This is a genomic window from Acinetobacter sp. ANC_7654, assembly GCF_056779855.1.
This window is the reverse complement of sequence record NZ_JBWYIR010000008.1, coordinates 124,456-140,057: the sequence shown is the minus strand read 5'-3', so window position 1 is coordinate 140,057 and position 15,602 is coordinate 124,456. Positions and strand designations below refer to the sequence as shown.

Annotated in this window: 18 protein-coding genes; 10 read left to right on the top strand and 8 right to left on the bottom strand. The window is 39.0% G+C overall.

Going from position 1 to position 15,602, the window contains the following annotated elements:
• Positions 1–31 precede the first annotated feature (31 nt).
• Positions 32–415, bottom strand: a complete 384-nt coding sequence (locus tag AC1M86_RS10220) for a hypothetical protein (protein WP_035268065.1) — start codon at positions 413–415, stop codon at positions 32–34.
• Positions 416–515: 100 nt separating this feature from the next.
• On the opposite strand from AC1M86_RS10220, the gene AC1M86_RS10215 reads away from it, so the two are divergent.
• Both AC1M86_RS10215 and ppa read left to right on the top strand, forming a co-directional pair.
• Positions 516–914, top strand: a complete 399-nt coding sequence (locus AC1M86_RS10215) for an MAPEG family protein (RefSeq protein ID WP_035268067.1) — start codon at positions 516–518, stop codon at positions 912–914.
• 121 nt (positions 915–1,035) lie between these two features.
• Positions 1,036–1,572 (top strand): inorganic diphosphatase, encoded by a 537-nt coding sequence (ppa, locus tag AC1M86_RS10210; protein WP_005233448.1) that lies wholly within the window; start codon positions 1,036–1,038, stop codon positions 1,570–1,572.
• A 101-nt stretch (positions 1,573–1,673) separates the two neighbouring features.
• Here the strand turns inward: ppa and AC1M86_RS10205 are convergent, their stop codons facing one another.
• Positions 1,674–2,987 (bottom strand): OprD family outer membrane porin, encoded by a 1,314-nt coding sequence (locus AC1M86_RS10205; protein WP_481591499.1) that lies wholly within the window; start codon positions 2,985–2,987, stop codon positions 1,674–1,676.
• 689 nt (positions 2,988–3,676) lie between these two features.
• On the opposite strand from AC1M86_RS10205, the gene AC1M86_RS10200 reads away from it, so the two are divergent.
• The gene (locus AC1M86_RS10200) at positions 3,677–4,417 is read left to right on the top strand and encodes a TorF family putative porin (RefSeq protein ID WP_481596094.1); all 741 of its coding nucleotides are present in this window, start codon (positions 3,677–3,679) and stop codon (positions 4,415–4,417) included.
• Between the two features lie 43 nt (positions 4,418–4,460).
• Here AC1M86_RS10200 and AC1M86_RS10195 read toward each other — a convergent pair whose 3' ends face one another.
• Both AC1M86_RS10195 and AC1M86_RS10190 read right to left on the bottom strand, forming a co-directional pair.
• On the bottom strand, positions 4,461–5,945 hold the full coding sequence (locus tag AC1M86_RS10195; protein WP_092767363.1) for a YifB family Mg chelatase-like AAA ATPase: 1,485 nt from the start codon (positions 5,943–5,945) through the stop codon (positions 4,461–4,463).
• 89 nt (positions 5,946–6,034) lie between these two features.
• Positions 6,035–6,262 carry an accessory factor UbiK family protein gene (locus AC1M86_RS10190; RefSeq protein ID WP_092767430.1) on the bottom strand — a complete coding sequence of 76 codons (228 nt, stop codon included), beginning with the start codon at positions 6,260–6,262 and terminating at the stop codon, positions 6,035–6,037.
• A gap of 272 nt (positions 6,263–6,534) precedes the next feature.
• Here AC1M86_RS10190 and glnK point away from each other — a divergent pair, with 272 nt between their 5' ends.
• The 7 genes from glnK (at position 6,535) to AC1M86_RS10155 (ending at position 12,696) form a co-directional block, all read left to right on the top strand.
• Positions 6,535–6,873 (top strand): P-II family nitrogen regulator, encoded by a 339-nt coding sequence (gene glnK, locus AC1M86_RS10185; RefSeq protein ID WP_004650081.1) that lies wholly within the window; start codon positions 6,535–6,537, stop codon positions 6,871–6,873.
• A 59-nt stretch (positions 6,874–6,932) separates the two neighbouring features.
• Complete coding sequence (locus tag AC1M86_RS10180) at positions 6,933–8,327, top strand: ammonium transporter (protein WP_035263878.1); 1,395 nt, start codon at positions 6,933–6,935, stop codon at positions 8,325–8,327.
• 138 nt (positions 8,328–8,465) lie between these two features.
• Positions 8,466–8,930: a transcriptional regulator NrdR gene (gene nrdR, locus AC1M86_RS10175; protein WP_092767359.1), complete on the top strand. Its 465-nt coding sequence runs from the start codon at positions 8,466–8,468 to the stop codon at positions 8,928–8,930.
• Between the two features lie 31 nt (positions 8,931–8,961).
• A complete protein-coding gene (ribD, locus tag AC1M86_RS10170; RefSeq protein ID WP_481607885.1) occupies positions 8,962–10,059 on the top strand; it encodes a bifunctional diaminohydroxyphosphoribosylaminopyrimidine deaminase/5-amino-6-(5-phosphoribosylamino)uracil reductase RibD in 1,098 nt (365 codons plus the stop codon).
• The gene (locus tag AC1M86_RS10165) at positions 10,056–11,348 is read left to right on the top strand and encodes a DNA adenine methylase (protein ID WP_481607884.1); all 1,293 of its coding nucleotides are present in this window, start codon (positions 10,056–10,058) and stop codon (positions 11,346–11,348) included. The genes ribD and AC1M86_RS10165 overlap by 4 nt, the downstream gene beginning before the upstream one ends.
• A gap of 28 nt (positions 11,349–11,376) precedes the next feature.
• Positions 11,377–12,036, top strand: a complete 660-nt coding sequence (locus AC1M86_RS10160; RefSeq protein WP_092767353.1) for a riboflavin synthase — start codon at positions 11,377–11,379, stop codon at positions 12,034–12,036.
• Between the two features lie 111 nt (positions 12,037–12,147).
• Positions 12,148–12,696 carry a VTT domain-containing protein gene (locus tag AC1M86_RS10155; RefSeq protein ID WP_481607883.1) on the top strand — a complete coding sequence of 183 codons (549 nt, stop codon included), beginning with the start codon at positions 12,148–12,150 and terminating at the stop codon, positions 12,694–12,696.
• Positions 12,697–12,740: 44 nt separating this feature from the next.
• On the opposite strand, the gene AC1M86_RS10150 is transcribed toward AC1M86_RS10155, so the two are convergent.
• The 4 genes from AC1M86_RS10150 to AC1M86_RS10135 all read right to left on the bottom strand — a co-directional run bounded on the left by AC1M86_RS10150 (position 12,741) and on the right by AC1M86_RS10135 (position 15,554).
• Positions 12,741–12,959: a hypothetical protein gene (locus AC1M86_RS10150; protein ID WP_481607882.1), complete on the bottom strand. Its 219-nt coding sequence runs from the start codon at positions 12,957–12,959 to the stop codon at positions 12,741–12,743.
• A gap of 109 nt (positions 12,960–13,068) precedes the next feature.
• Complete coding sequence (gene blhA / locus AC1M86_RS10145) at positions 13,069–13,677, bottom strand: cell division protein BlhA (RefSeq protein ID WP_481607881.1); 609 nt, start codon at positions 13,675–13,677, stop codon at positions 13,069–13,071.
• Between the two features lie 30 nt (positions 13,678–13,707).
• Positions 13,708–14,115 (bottom strand): DNA polymerase III subunit chi, encoded by a 408-nt coding sequence (locus tag AC1M86_RS10140; RefSeq protein WP_035263890.1) that lies wholly within the window; start codon positions 14,113–14,115, stop codon positions 13,708–13,710.
• On the bottom strand, positions 14,115–15,554 hold the full coding sequence (locus AC1M86_RS10135; protein ID WP_481607880.1) for a leucyl aminopeptidase: 1,440 nt from the start codon (positions 15,552–15,554) through the stop codon (positions 14,115–14,117). Before AC1M86_RS10135 ends, AC1M86_RS10140 begins: the two co-directional genes overlap by 1 nt.
• Positions 15,555–15,602 lie beyond the last annotated feature (48 nt).

Sequence of the window (15,602 nt, the reverse complement as noted above, 5' to 3'; positions counted from 1 at the left end):
ATAAAAAAGCGCCGTAAGGCGCTTTTTTAATTTATTCTTTCATTAGCCAACGGTCGATATAAGGTCGCGCTGTTGCAATAATAAATGTAAATGTCAGCATTGTACCTAAATGACGCCCTACAGCAGAACTCGGTAACTGTCCTGAATAACTGAAGTAAATATCAACTAAGCTATATACAGAAATAATGCTCAGCCAGATCCATTTATTCGCTCGTTTAATCCCCACCGCGATAAAGGCGATGATGAGAACCAGCAATGTGCCGAGAGTCGATTGCCAATTCATATTGGCACAAATTACGCTGATCAAGAAAGCCATAATCGGAAGAACGATATAAAGCACACGATCGACACGTTTTTGATGTTGCTTTTGTAACTCGAGAACATCAAATAACTTTTTTTGGTCAGAATTGGTCATGCCATTACTCAGAATTTTAATAAACAAAATAATTTAACTAAAATTATCGCACAAACATCATGCTAAGATAAAACCAGCTTAAATCATTGGACTGAAATCCATGCACGGTATTGAAGGTGTTATTTACCTTATTTTAATTGCTTGTTTACTCCCTTATTTATTTACAGTCATTGCTAAAATTGCAGGTGGTTTCAAAGGGCAGGATAATCAAAATCCGCGTGAATTCATGTCTAAAACCACAGGCTTAGCGGCTCGAGCAAATGCAGCTCAGCAAAATAGCTTTGAAAGTTTGCCATTATTTATTGCGGCAGTTTTGATGGCTGAGTATATGGTTGTTCAACAACAATTGGTGATTCTATTAGGTTCGGCGTATATCGTCTTACGAATCATCTATGGGATTTGTTATTTATGTAATTGGGCGACCCTTAGATCAATTGTTTGGTTCTTATCAATGCTTTGTCCGATCTTATTGCTTTTATTAATTATTCGATTGCTCTAAGAAAAACAGACTAACACCATACCTAAAATACATCTTCAGCTTGTATAATCGAATGATGATTGCTGAATAAAGCGATATAATCAACCCCATTTTAATGAACACTGACAGTAAAGAGTTTGCTATGAGCTACAGTAATATCCCTGCAGGTAAAGATGCACCAAACGATATCTATGTAATTATCGAGATCCCTGCAAATGCAGCACCAATTAAATATGAAATTGATAAAGATTCAGATGCACTTTTCGTAGATCGTTTCATGGGTACTGCAATGTTCTACCCAGCAAACTACGGTTATGTACCAAATACATTATCTCTTGATGGCGATCCATTAGACGTATTAGTTGTTACTCCACATCCTGTAGAACCAGGTTCGGTTATCCGTTGCCGTCCAGTGGGTAAATTAAATATGGAAGATGATGGTGGTGTTGATGCGAAACTTGTCGCTGTACCACACGATAAATTAACGCCAATCTATAAAGATGTTCAGGAATATACTGACCTTCCTCCTTTATTGATTAGCCAAATTGAACATTTCTTCCAACACTACAAAGACTTAGAGCCAGGTAAGTGGGTCAAGTTAAGTGGTTGGGAAGGTGCAGATGTTGCTAAACAAGAAGTGTTAAGCTCAATTGCTGCTTATGCAGAAGCAAACAAATAATTTGCCTGATGTATAAATAAAGCTACAAACTTTGATCTTGTAGCTTTTATAAAAAACCTGCACAAAGTGCAGGTTTTTTTATTGATCTTTTTAGTTGAAAATTAGAATAATTTCACGGGAATGTCTAACCAAATACGCCATTCGTTGGTGTCGCCGATATAAGCGCTTTGATATTCATCACTTGCACGGTAGTAAGAGTGACGAACACGTAAGCTTGCATCTTTAGCAAAACCAGATTGGACTGTATATTTCACTTGATTAAAGAATTCACGTTCCTGTGCATCATTGGTTAGCAATACTGAGCGGTCAGTACCCCCTGCAGATACATCAATATCCCATCCATAAACAAATGCCGAAGTCCATGACAGGCCAGGAACATTTAATGCACCAAAATCATAGGTATATTGTAGCTGTAGGGATTTTTCATCATTACCAATAAAATCAGATAAATACGAGTTAGGCATATAAATCGTTTGATGGCCATCACCAACACCTTTGCCCAAACCATAGTCATAACCTGTATTACCTGTATTTTGTTGGTAAGCAAGCATTACATTGTGTGGACCAGTATTGTAAGTTGTTGAAATTGCCCAAATATTATTGCTTAAGTTATTGAAATCATTTGAAGTATGAGAATAAGTATATGCCGTATTATTTGGTGCAGCATCCCATTCAGTACGATATGCACTGAAATCGTGAGTCAACTTACCTTTAGCCACGGCATAACTATAGTTGGCATTCACATAGTGACGTTCTAAACGATCTTTAATGTCTGTACCATAATAAGACGCATTGAGAGCATCACCAAAGTTATATTTAGCGCCCCAAACAACCGCGCGATCTAATTCATTTCCATCGGTATTGATTTGACTAGAACGTTGGTTTTCAGTAAATTTACCAGCAACCAAAGTCAAATTATCGATTTCATTACTTTGGATTAACAAGCCAGTGTAATATTCAGGTACCAAACGAGCTGTATTACTTGCAAGAACAGGTAAATCTAAAATCTGAGTCCCATAAGTAGCTGTGGTGTTCGACATACGAGCTTTGATGAAAGCACCACCTCTTGCCCAATGATCATAAGCATGACCATTATTATCGACTGGAATCATGTCATTACCGGTATGGGCATTATCACCTAATTTGAAAGACCCATCACCAATAACACCAACACCGAAACCAACGATACCTTTCGTGAAACCAGACTCAATTTTAACCATGGCTGTTTGAGCTGCTGAGCTGGTATCTTCGACACCGTTCTTTTTATCACGATGCAAGAAACCTGTACGGAATAATACTGATCCTTCAGCATCTTCTACGAATCCCTTTGACTCACTTTGCTCACTCGCAAATGCAGTAGAAATTAAAGCAGTTTGAATAAGAACTGCTAAGCTTAGTTTTTGGAATTTTTGCATTGGGAGAGAGCCTCATACAAAATGATTATGGTTAATGTTTAGTATTTGTATACGTAATGTATAACAAAATTGGCTCTATTATTCACAATTTCGCACCTAAAGTCATAAGCAAAAAGTATATAAATTAAACTAAGTTGTGAATTATTAAAGATTAAAATTATTATAAAATTAAATTTAACTATTAATAACATATATTTATTTTTAACCTGATATTCTTTTTTTTTTTTAATTTAGTCAATATGGCACGTTTTTTTTTGTAACATCAGAAGTAAATAAGGATGAATAAAGGATTTTAAATAAGAATGATATTTATTCAGTTCATTTTCATTTAATTTTAATGTGGTTCAGACATCATTGGCTTTTCATGCCGCACTAAATTGATACTCCAATTTTAAATTTGTTTAAAAAATAGCCTTAAAATGATGCATCTTGTAAATGAATGTGTAATCTAAAAAGATATGCCTTTAACTCAAGTGGATCGTCAAAAAAAATTTCTTTGAATATTTTTGAAAATAAGAAATTTAAATAAATAAATTAATAAAATCATTACTTTAAATTATTTTATCTCGTTGTTTTAATTCCTTTGTATCTAGACACCTTTAACTTTGGCATAGCTATTGCTAATTCACATATGAGTTAAACAAATAAACCGAAAAAGCATCTAATCATGATGTGGGGGGAACATAAATATGAAATTAGCAATTCAAGCATTGGGTCTAGCAGTTGTAGCATCTGCATCAACATTTTCTTTTGCTGAGGCACCAACTTCACCGCATTCTGTATCGGGTAATATCAGTGTTTTATCAAGTTATATATTGCGTGGTAATACGGCAGCTCCTGAAAATACTGAAGCTACATTACAAGGTGGATTAGACTATAGCCATAGTTCTGGATTGTACGCAGGGTGGTGGACATCTACGCTAGGTACAGATGCTTACGGTACTACCAATCCAATGGAAAATAATTTTTATGTGGGTTACAACGGTTCAATCAATGAAAACACTGGTTTTACTGTAGGTACAACTTATTACTATTATTATGACGTTGAAACGTCAGTTTATGATGGCTTTGAATTATTACTTGGTCTGAATTACAAAGATGTTGGAGTAACTGCTCAAACTTTGTTGGAAGATACAGGTTGGGGGAACGCTGGAGACACATATTTAAAAGCTACATATAGTTATCCTCTACCAAACGATTTTAGCTTGGACACAGCTTTGGGTTTATATGTTTATGAAAAAGACGGTAAGTATGTTGCAGAAACACCAGAGTCAGAAAGTTTTAATTTCCGTCACTTTGATATTGGTCTAAGTAAAGCTTTAGGGGAAACAGGTGTCACAGCAAGCATGAATTATATTATTGGTGGTGATGATCGTTATGGAAACAATTTAAAGAATAAAATGGTATTAGCATTGGGTTATAGCTTCTAAACTCGACTCAAATAAAAAAAGCGACTCAACTGAGTCGCTTTTTTTATTCCTGTTTACGATAAGAGAGTGCTTCGGTTAAGTGAGCTGTTTGTATATGTTCAGAACTCGCTAAGTCAGCAATTGTACGAGCGACACGTAAGATTCGGTGGTAAGAACGTGCTGATAAATTCAAACGTTGCTGAGCCATAGCGATAATCTTTTTTGCAGAATCATCTAGTTGAGCCACTTGATCAAGCTGTTGAGAACTTAGATTTTGATTTGTCACACCTTGTCGTTGAATTTGCAACTCATAGGCCTGAATCACCCGTTTTCTGACTGTTTCAGAATTCTCCATCGGTGTAGTGCTTTGCATGTCTTGGGGAGGTAAAGGTGGCACATCAATATGTAAGTCAATCCGATCTAGTAAAGGGCCAGAAATTCGATTTTGATAGCGCTTAATTGATTCAGGTGAACATTGACAACGACTGTCTTGATTGAAGGCATATCCACATGGACATGGATTCATTGCAGCGACAAATTGAAAATTAGCCGGGAAAGTAATTTGTCTTGATGCTCTGGAAATGACGATTTCTTTCGACTCAAGAGGCTGCCTCAATACTTCTAAGACTTTTCGGTCAAACTCAGGTAATTCATCGAGAAAAAGTACACCTAAATGGGCTAAGGTGATCTCACCTGGTCGAGGGTGTGATCCACCACCAACCAAGGCCACAGCGGATGCCGTATGATGTGGCGCTCTAAAGGGGCGATGACCAAATTGATAAGGTGTATTTGCAATGGAGTAAATACTTGCGACCTCTAAGTGTTCTTGATTGGTTAATGGGGGCAAGATGCCAGACAATCTTGAGGCAAGCAGTGTTTTACCAGTGCCTGGCGGGCCTTTAAATAAAATAGAATGTCCACCAGCTGCTGCAATTTCTAAGGCGCGTCTTGGACGTAATTGACCTTTGACATCAGCGAGATCAAATCGATTTATTTGAGGTTGAATCGTTTTATTCGCTAATATGGGTTGAATTGGACTCGATTGATCAAAGTGTTGGCAAACATCTTTTAATGACTTGGCTGTATACACCTCAAAATTGGGAAGAAGGGCTGCATCATCCAAATTACTCACAGGAATCATTAACTCATGACCTGCGGTTTGACATGCCATTGCGATAGTCAAAGTTCCAGTTACAGGTCTTAACAGACCATCGAGTGCCAATTCACCTATAAATTCAAAACGGTCAATATTTTGATCATGTAGTTGCCCAGAAGCGATTAAAATCCCCAAAGCAATAGGTAAATCAAGCCTTGAACTATCTTTGGGTAAATCAGCTGGGGCTAGATTGATCGTCAGCCGTTTGGTTGGAAATTGAAAACCGCTATTAATGATTGCAGAACGGACACGATCCTTACTTTCTCGAACAGCAGCTTCTGGAAGACCTACAATAGTGAGTGAAGGTAATCCTTGGCTGACATGAACCTCGACTTCAATCAGTGGTGCATGTAAACCAAGAAGACCTCGGGTATAAATTTTGGCAAATGACATAAAATTGAACCATTATTATATTATTTTTAGAATTGCTTTATTTTTAATCGCTAACTTTGTGTTTAAGCACTGTATTGGTGCAATGTTGCTTATTTTTGATCGGAAATTAAGCTTTCTAATGATTTTAATTGCGTTTGAAGTTCTGTTAAACGCAAATTGGCATTGTTTAGTGCAGTTTTCTGACGCTCAATTTCTTCTTTAGAAACCAAATCCATTTTACTAATCGCTTCGTTTAACAACGCTCTCACATTTTTTTCTAAATCTTTTTTGGGTTGGTCAACCTGTTCTAAGATTGCCTGTAATAAAGTTTCAATCATAGTTCTTCCGAATAATAAGTCATCAACATTGAAGTTTAACATCCGTTTTAGATTGCCCCTAGTGTTAACTACATTTCATAGGTTAAACCAATAAGAACATAAAAAAAATCCATCAAAATTCCCAATATTTTTAGAACATAAGACCGTGTAGGCGTATAAAATAGGTTATAAATAAGTTCATGCTGGCTGATTAATATCCCCAACCATTATGAAGTTTGGCATGAAATTTGAACATAAAACCTTACTGGTGAAAAAAGCCGAAGGAAAACAACATGAAACTCGTAACAGCAATTGTAAAACCATTCAAATTAGATGACGTGCGTGAAGCACTCTCTGAAATTGGCGTTCAAGGGATCACCGTAACTGAAGTAAAAGGTTTTGGTCGTCAAAAAGGTCATACTGAACTTTATCGTGGTGCTGAATATGTGGTTGATTTTTTACCTAAAGTAAAAATTGAAATCGCAATCAGTGACGAAATGGTTGATTCAGTGATTGAATCAATTACACGTGTAGCTAGTACTGGCAAAATTGGTGACGGAAAAATTTTCGTGACGAATCTAGAACAAGTTATCCGTATCCGTACTGGTGAGACTGGTGCTGACGCAGTTTAATTTGGCATGAAGTTTGCTGAGTAGCGAATAACTCACAAAAACTAGGTTGGGGGATACGAATGAAAAAAATGCTAATGGCGCTGAGCTTGTCTGGCGCACTCTTAGGTGGTTCTGTCGCATGGGCTGAAGAAGCAGTGTCAGAACCAACTTCTACTGAAGTTGCAGTTGTTGAAACTGAGGCTTCATCTACAGATTCTAATTTGGTTGAAACATTACCAGCAGCTCCAGAAGAAGCTCCTGCTGAAGAAGCGGCAGTTCTTGATACGGGTGACACTGCCTGGATTTTAGTTTCAACTGCACTCGTTTTACTCATGACCATTCCTGGTTTAGCGCTGTTCTACGGCGGTATGGTACGTAAAAAAAATGTCTTAAGTACCATGGCACACAGCTTTGTCGCTGCTGCGGTGGTCAGTATCGCTTGGGTAGTGGTTGGCTACACTCTTGCTTTTGGTGAAGGTAATGCCTTTATTGGAAGTCTAGATAAATTTATGTTGTCTGGTATCACTACAGAAGCATTGAGTGGAACAATTCCAGAAATTTTATTTGTCATCTTCCAGATGACATTTGCAATCATTACCGTTGCCATTATCAGTGGTTCTATTGCTGAGCGTATGAAATTCAGTGCTTTTGTTGCGTTTATCGCAATTTGGGTGGTGGTTGTCTATGCTCCTATTACACATTGGGTATGGGGTGGTGGTTGGTTAGGTAACGATGGTGCACTTGATTTTGCAGGTGGTACTGTTGTTCATATTAACTCAGGTGTTGCTGGTTTAGTTGCGGCGTATATGCTTGGTAAGCGTATGGGGCTAGGCAAAGAATCAATGGCACCACATAACCTTACATTGACTGTCATTGGTGCGAGTTTAATTTGGGTCGGCTGGTTTGGTTTCAATGGTGGTTCTGCATTAGGTGCAAATGGTTCAGCAGGTTATGCATTGGTGGTAACTCAAGTTGCTGCTGCCGCTGCTGCCATTTCATGGTTAATCACTGAAAAAGTCGTTCGTGGCAAAGCTTCAGTGTTGGGTGCGGCATCAGGTGCGGTAGCTGGCCTGGTTGTGATTACGCCAGCTGCTGGATTCGTGACAGTAGGTGGTGCTTTAGCGATGGGCTTAATTGGTGGTGTCGTATGCTTCTGGGGTATTACAGCATTAAAACGTGCATTGAAAGCGGATGACTCATTAGATGCCTTTGGACTTCACGGTGTTGGTGGTATCGTTGGCGCAATTCTAACCGCATTCTTTGCAAGTGAGTTCATCATGGGCGATGCAGCACCTACAAACGTATTAAGCCAATTATGGGTACAAGTTGAAGGTGTTCTTGCAACAATCGCTTATTCAGCAATCCTGACATTCATCATCTTAAAAGTCATTGATTTAATCATCGGTATTCGTGTTGAATCAGACGATGAGCGTATGGGTCTGGATTTAAGTCAACATGGTGAGCGCGTTGAATAACGATTAAACACAACAATCAATATATAGTGTGAAACAGCCCTTTGGGGCTGTTTTTTTTCTATATATTGATGAAAGCTCAACATGAGCAGAATTTTTTGATACACTTGGTGCAAATAGAATTTGTTCAATTAAACCGCTATGCATTGTCCATTTTGCAACGCCGCTGATAGTAAGGTGATTGATTCACGTTTAGCTGCTGAAGGCTGCCAAATTCGCCGTCGTCGTGAATGTATTAGTTGTAATGAGCGTTTTACAACTTTTGAAAGTTTTGAAGTGGTGATGCCTCGTGTCACCAAGTCTGATGGTAAAAATGAACCTTATGATGAAGCGAAACTTCGTCGTTCACTCATGCATGCTTTACAAAAACGTCCTGTGACACAAGAACAAATTGAAGCGGTGGTCAGTGATATTCAACTTCAAATTCGTCGACTAGGTGAACGTGATGTGCGTTCGCGTACTATAGGCGAAATTGTAATGAAGGCTTTATTTGCACTCGATCATGTCGCATACGTACGTTTTGCATCTGTATATCAAGATTTCCAAGATGTAGAAGCGTTCCGCCGTCAAATCGAACAAATGCAACACCGAGATCAAGAACATTAATCTCGCCCCAAATTCAACTTCAAGGTTATGAATGTCTGAGTTCTCGCAACAAAAGATCGATCAAGATCAAATGTGGATGCGTCGTGCAATAGCATTGGCGAAGAAAGGTCAATATTCGACAAAACCAAATCCTAATGTAGGTTGTGTCATTGTCAAAGACGGACAGATTATTGGTGAAGGCTTTCACCCCCAAGCTGGGCAACCACATGCCGAAGTGTTTGCACTTCGTCAAGCAGGGGAGCAAGCACAGGGTGCAACCGCGTATGTCACATTAGAACCTTGTGCGCATTATGGTCGTACTCCTCCTTGTGCTAAAGGTTTGGTCGAAGCGGGCATTGAAAAAGTGATAGTGGCTTGTTCAGACCCTAATCCATTGGTTGCTGGTAAAGGTGTGGCTATCCTACAACAAGCAGGTATAGACGTTGAAGTCGGGATCTGTGAGTTGGAAGCGCGTCCTTTGAACTTAGGCTTCTTTAAAGCTATGTCTAAGGGATTACCTTATGTACGTTTAAAGGTCGCGTCGAGTCTCGATGGTCGTACAGCAATGGCTTCAGGGGAGTCGAAGTGGATTACAGGTGAACTGGCACGTCAGGATGTTCAACATTGGCGTGCAATTTCTGGTGCAGTGATCACGGGTATTGAAACAGTGTTGGCTGATGATTGTCAGTTGAATGTTAGAGCTCTACCGAATATTCAATTAGAACGAGTTGTGCAGCCAAAACGTGTGATTTTAGATCGTCAAGGTCGCTTACCTTTAGATGCTAAAGTGTTAGAGAATCCTGATACTGTCATGGTCATGGGACCATTTCGAGCAGAGCTTGCACAACTTGGCGTGATTCAATTCGAAGTTCAGCCCTTAGTTGAGTTGCTAAAAGTCTTAAAAGATTTTCAAATCTATGATGTGATGGTGGAAGCTGGTGCAACCCTATCTACTGCATTTTTGCAGGAAAATTTGGTAGACGAATTGATTAGTTATATTGCGCCTACACTATTAGGTCAATCAGCTCGTCCAATGTTTAATGCTGAATTTAAACAAATGACAGAACAACTCCGTTTTAAACTTCAAGATGTAACTCAGTTAGGTGATGACATCCGTTTAAAATTAATCCCTGATCAAGAGTCGCTATGAGTATAGAGTCAACGGTTTATCATAAACGTCGCCATGCAGCACGTACGACAGATGAGTATTTGTTTAATCAACTTGTGCCTTATTTAGGCAACAAGCGTCGTTTATTACATTTGATTCTTGAGGCATTAGAAAGCACTGGAACTTTGAATACGAGTTCAGGTCGAGCGCCTATCTTTGCGGACTTTTTTGCTGGGAGTGGTGTGGTTTCTCGTTTGGCTCGTCAAAATGGCTACCGAGTAATAGCGAATGATTGGGAGCCTTACAGCCACGCACTCAATCATGCCATATTGTCATGTACTGAAGCTCCTGTTTTTAAAGAATTAGGCGGATATCAGAAAGCAATTGATTATCTTAATCGCTTGCCTGAGGTCAAAGGATGGGTAACACACAATCTCTGTCCTCGTAATGATGAGATCTATGATCCTTCACGAGACCGTTTATTCTTCAAACGTCGAAATGGCATGCGCATTGATGCAATTCGTCAACAAATTGCAACCTGGCAAGCTCAAGGTGCAATTGATGATGTGGAAATGAGCGCTTTACTTGCACCTTTATTGTATTCAGCAAGTTTTGTGAGTAATACGTCAGGCGTATTTAAGAGTTTCCATCACGGCTGGGGCGGTAAAACTCAGACGGCTTTAGAGCGAATTGAATCATTACTATGGCTGACCCCAAGTCGTTTTTGTGAAAATTCAAATCTGACAGGCCCAGCAGCTGAAATGTGGTGTGTGGATGCTCAACACTTAGCAAACCAAATGAGTGGTTTCGAAGTCGATGTGGCATATTTGGATCCACCCTATAATCAGCATGCCTATAGTAGCAACTATCATGTATTGAATGCTTTGACTTTATGGGATCAGGTAGATTTACCAAGTCCAGATACTAAGGGTTTCAAGAGTGGAATCGACCGTGCTTGGCGTAAAGAACGACCAAGCCCATACAATTCTTCTAAACATGCCAAAGAAGCGTATGAAAAGCTTTTGCAAACCATTAATGCACGCTATATTTTGACCAGCTATTCAACGGATGGAAATATTGAGGCTGGCGATTTACTTAAAGCGAATTTAGAGCGTGGACGAGTCACAATTTTGACTCAAGATGTTCCAAGATATCGTGTGAGTAAGCAGCGTCAGTCTGAGCGTGCGCGCGTTCTTGAGTTTATCGTGATTACAGACACGCACGCAAAATCAGGACCGCCAATTCGACAGTTACTTGGTCAGTTACACCACTATGCTGAATTGGGTGGAGTTGACACTACAGGCGTCGCTGAACAATTGGATTTATGGTAAAAATAGAACAAATTTAAGAGTACCCATTATGTTTACAGGCATTGTAGAAAGTTTAGGAAAAGTCGAAAGTTTACAAAATGTAGGTGGTGATATCCGCTTGCGTATACAGACTGATCTTGATATGTCTGATGTTCACTTGGGTGATTCTATTGCGACTAATGGCATCTGCTTAACTGTTATTGCATGGGGCAATCAATGGTACGAAGCAGATGTGTCACTTGAAAGTATTCATCGTACAACTTTATCGAGTTGGAAGGTTGGGCAAACCGTCAATGTAGAAAAAGCGATGTTACCAACAACTCGCTTTGGTGGTCATATTGTTAGTGGACATGTAGATGTAGTTGGTGAAATTACGGTGCAACGTCAAGATGCACGTTCACTCTATTTTGAGGTAACGGCCCCGCCTGAAATTGCAAAATATTTAGCGGAGAAAGGTTCCATCACAGTTGATGGAATTAGTCTTACAATCAATCATCTACGTGGCAATGTGTTGAGTTTAAATCTTATTCCTCATACTGCAGAGCGGACCAATATTAGTACGTGGAAAGTCGGGACTAAAGTAAACTTAGAAGTCGATGTACTTGCACGATATATTGAACGTTTATTGCTTGGGGATAAGGCTGCTGAACATAAACCTGAGTCTAAATTAAGCATGGAATTTTTAGCACAGAATGGCTTTTTACGTTAAAAAATGATTAAAATAGAAAACAGCCTAAATTTTTAGGCTGTTTTTTTGTTTAAATAAATTAGGTATACAATCTATCTAAAGGAGAAAGCAACATGCTCAGAGAACTTCAGAATGATTGATTTTTTACTGCATTTAGAGCAGCTTTTACCTAGTTTATTAGAGCAATATGGCGTATGGATTTACGCAATTTTATTTTTAGTGATATTTGCGGAAAATGGTTCCGTTTTCATGTTTTTTTTACCTGGGGACAGTTTGCTCATCGCCATCGGTGCTTTATGTTCGACCACTGAGTTGATTCATTTGCACTATATGGGATTGTTATTATTTATCGGCTCAGTCCTTGGTTATATTCTCAATTTCTATACAGGGCGATGGCTTGGTATTAAAAATTTTAGCGACCACTCACGTTGGTTAAAACCTGAGTATATTGCCAAAACGAATGCTTATTTCGAAAAACATGGTGGTAAGACCATTTTAATTGCGCGCTTTATCCCTTTTGTCCGTTCTTTTGCTCCATTCGCTGCTGGCTCTGGATATATGAGCTATAGCAGTTTCATGTTTTACAATATTATTGGTGCTTGGATTTGGATCGCACTTTTACTAGGTATGGGGTATGGCATGGGAAATATATTCTCAGCCGTTTTAGATTTTTTTGCTTAAATTGATACTTCAAACCTGATAAAAAAAGCCCTCAGTGGGCTCTTTTAAATTTTATTAATGGTGAGTGATGTGCGATCAAACCAATTCTCTACCAAATCTTCATCTTGAATTAAAAAGTCGCCTCTTTTCGACTCATGTTTTAAATACACTAAAATCGATTGAAAATCTGCTCGACTAATCAATAGTTCTTGAGCACTGATCGTGACATGTTCGCCAGATTTCAAATGAGTGATTCGTTCAGAGATGTTGTTTAAAAGATCCATGGTGATACTTTCCTCATGTCCGTCAAATCGCAGAGAGCATTTAAATCACATTCATGGTGTGACAAATATGTTTCATTTTGATGACACTAAGCATCCACCGTTCGAGCCTCTAAGAAGGTAGAGATGTATTTTTTAAAATAAGTTCGATCTCTTCTTTTGCTGCTGCTTGAAGTTTTGATTTAAAGATTTGTACGGCATCTTCAATCATGGTTTCAGCTTCAAGCTCGAGACGTAAACGAATCGTATCTAAATCTTGATGAATTGATAAATGCGCAGGAGAGTTTCCTGAAAAGTCTCGATGGGGTGTAGTCACTTTTTGGTATTTTTCAGTATATTCATCGATTTCTGCATCAATCACTTGTCGTAACTGTACGAGCGAATCGGTTTGTTGTTGAAATTTAAGATATTCATCTTGTAGAAGCTTTTGATTATAAGCCTCTTGCAGTGCACGTTTTTCTGCTAATGATTTTTCTAAAGCCAATTGCTTACGAATACGAGCTTCTTCAATTAATCGTGCTTTTTCATCCGCATAAGCCTGTTCAACCTTTAATTGAGCCACTTGCTGGGCACGATCATCATGGTCTAGCCATTGCTCTGGTTGAGTTTGAGGTTCGAGTAAATCACTGATGCGATTAAGGTCGTCGATAAAAGCTTGGCGAACCGCTTCTGGCGCTTTCAACCAACGTTTTTTAAAATCTTGACCGACATTAATGGCCACCGTGATTCTCCTTTTTCCAATGACAACGCGCTAAAGTTTATGTGTTTGAGGTGAGATACCTAATTTTCGATAGGTTTTATATTTCTCTCGTCCAATTTCTTTGGCAGCTTCGTTGTTTTCAATAATTTCGATAATGTGACTGAAACGTGAAGGATCTTCAAGTGCATGAATGTGAAAATTAAACACGATCCATTCCTGAGTTTCAGGGAGCTTAGACGAAATACAAATAGCTGCTGATTGATCATCAATGCCATGTGTCAAAAAACTCTGCGGATCGAAACTCCAAAGTAAATCATCGAGTTCATTTTGAATGCTCAATTCTGGACAATGAATCCATATTTTTGCAGGGTTACGCAGAATTTTTCGACATAAACGACAGGCACTTTGGACCTGTCGTTCTGGACTCTTTTCAAATAAGTAGAAGCTGATTTTAGACATTAATTTACGCGATTTGCGAGAAATTGAACCAATAATGGAACTGGGCGACCAGTTGCACCTTTTGCTGCGCCAGATGTCCAAGCTGTACCAGCAACATCTAAATGTGCCCAACGATATTCACGTGTGAAGCGTTGCAAGAAGCAAGCAGCTGTAACAGCACCAGCTTTTGGACCACCAATATTGGCAATATCAGCAAATGGAGAGTCAAGCTGTTCTTGGTAGTCATCATAGACAGGCATACGCCATACACGGTCAAAGGATTGTTCACCAGCTTGAGAAAGTTCATGTGCCAGTTCATCATCTGGTGTGAACATACCAGTTAAAACAGAGCCTAAAGCAACAACACAAGCGCCTGTTAATGTTGCGATATCAATCACAAGTTCTGGGTTAAAGCGTTTGACATAGGTCAGCGTGTCACAGAGGACTAAGCGACCTTCGGCATCTGTATTTAGAATTTCAACAGTTTGACCACTCATCGTGGTGACGATATCACCTGGTCGAGTTGCATGACCTGATGGCATGTTCTCAGCCGCCGCAATTGCACCTACAACATGAATCGGAAGGCGAGCTTCACAGAGTGAGCGCATGGTTCCTAAAACTGAAGCTGCACCACCCATATCGTATTTCATTTCATCCATGCCTAAACCTGGTTTTAATGAAATACCACCCGTATCGAAAGTGATTCCTTTACCCACGAGGACGATAGGAGCTTGTTCAAGTTGACCTTGATATTCAAGAGTAATGATACGTCCAGGGCGATCTGAACCTTTGCTGACTGCAAGAAATGCATTCATGCCAAGATCAGCAATTTGCTGTTCATCTAGCACGGTTACTTTCAATAAATCTGGGAATTCTGCTGCCAATGCAATTGCATGATCCGCTAAATATTCAGGAAAACAAATATTTCCTGGACGATTTGCTAAATCACGTGCAACGTTTTGACCGCTTTCAATTGCTTGAATTAAGTTGAGTTGATTTGACGTTAGCGTAGAGTTTGATGCAATTAGATGAACTTGTTCGAGTATAAAGTCATTTTTTTTCGACTTAAACTCGTCAAAAGCATAAGCAGATTGAGTGAGTTTAAGTGCAAATAAGTAGTGTAATTCATTCGGCAAAGCTGAAATATCAACACTGATTTGTTTGAATTTTTTTTGTGAAGCTTTGATAATAGTTTGTGCAATTTTTGCTAATTTTGCAGCTTTAACTTCTTGTGCATTACCTAAGCCAAGTAGAATGCTATTCGGTTGATTTTCAATTTGACCCAATAACGATAAAGACTCATTGAAACCTGCTTTGAATTGAGCTGCTTCAGTTAGGCTGTCTAAATTGTTGATTTGATAGTTGCTTTTAACTGCATGGGTGTTTTCAGAGTCGACTAAAATAACCAAATGTTGGCTTTCTGAAATTTGTGCCAATGATGTATTAATTGAAAGTTTCATATGCTTGTTGTGTGCCTATTGAGACCGTTTAAATCATTAAACCATTGA

Bases quoted from the DNA above. Each gene is read 5' to 3' on its own strand.
- AC1M86_RS10165 (WP_481607884.1), top strand. From the start codon at position 10,056: ATGAGTATAGAGTCAACGGTTTATCATAAACGTCGCCATGCAGCACGT.
- AC1M86_RS10180 (WP_035263878.1), top strand. From the start codon at position 6,933: ATGAAAAAAATGCTAATGGCGCTGAGCTTGTCTGGCGCACTCTTAGGT.
- AC1M86_RS10200 (WP_481596094.1), top strand. From the start codon at position 3,677: ATGAAATTAGCAATTCAAGCATTGGGTCTAGCAGTTGTAGCATCTGCA.
- AC1M86_RS10140 (WP_035263890.1), bottom strand. From the start codon at position 14,115: ATGTCTAAAATCAGCTTCTACTTATTTGAAAAGAGTCCAGAACGACAG.
- nrdR (WP_092767359.1), top strand. From the start codon at position 8,466: ATGCATTGTCCATTTTGCAACGCCGCTGATAGTAAGGTGATTGATTCA.
- AC1M86_RS10215 (WP_035268067.1), top strand. From the start codon at position 516: ATGCACGGTATTGAAGGTGTTATTTACCTTATTTTAATTGCTTGTTTA.
- AC1M86_RS10150 (WP_481607882.1), bottom strand. From the start codon at position 12,959: ATGGATCTTTTAAACAACATCTCTGAACGAATCACTCATTTGAAATCT.
- AC1M86_RS10135 (WP_481607880.1), bottom strand. From the start codon at position 15,554: ATGAAACTTTCAATTAATACATCATTGGCACAAATTTCAGAAAGCCAA.
- AC1M86_RS10160 (WP_092767353.1), top strand. From the start codon at position 11,377: ATGTTTACAGGCATTGTAGAAAGTTTAGGAAAAGTCGAAAGTTTACAA.
- AC1M86_RS10190 (WP_092767430.1), bottom strand. From the start codon at position 6,262: ATGATTGAAACTTTATTACAGGCAATCTTAGAACAGGTTGACCAACCC.
- AC1M86_RS10205 (WP_481591499.1), bottom strand. From the start codon at position 2,987: ATGCAAAAATTCCAAAAACTAAGCTTAGCAGTTCTTATTCAAACTGCT.
- glnK (WP_004650081.1), top strand. From the start codon at position 6,535: ATGAAACTCGTAACAGCAATTGTAAAACCATTCAAATTAGATGACGTG.
- AC1M86_RS10220 (WP_035268065.1), bottom strand. From the start codon at position 415: ATGACCAATTCTGACCAAAAAAAGTTATTTGATGTTCTCGAGTTACAA.
- AC1M86_RS10195 (WP_092767363.1), bottom strand. From the start codon at position 5,945: ATGTCATTTGCCAAAATTTATACCCGAGGTCTTCTTGGTTTACATGCA.
- ppa (WP_005233448.1), top strand. From the start codon at position 1,036: ATGAGCTACAGTAATATCCCTGCAGGTAAAGATGCACCAAACGATATC.
- ribD (WP_481607885.1), top strand. From the start codon at position 8,962: ATGTCTGAGTTCTCGCAACAAAAGATCGATCAAGATCAAATGTGGATG.
- AC1M86_RS10155 (WP_481607883.1), top strand. From the start codon at position 12,148: ATGATTGATTTTTTACTGCATTTAGAGCAGCTTTTACCTAGTTTATTA.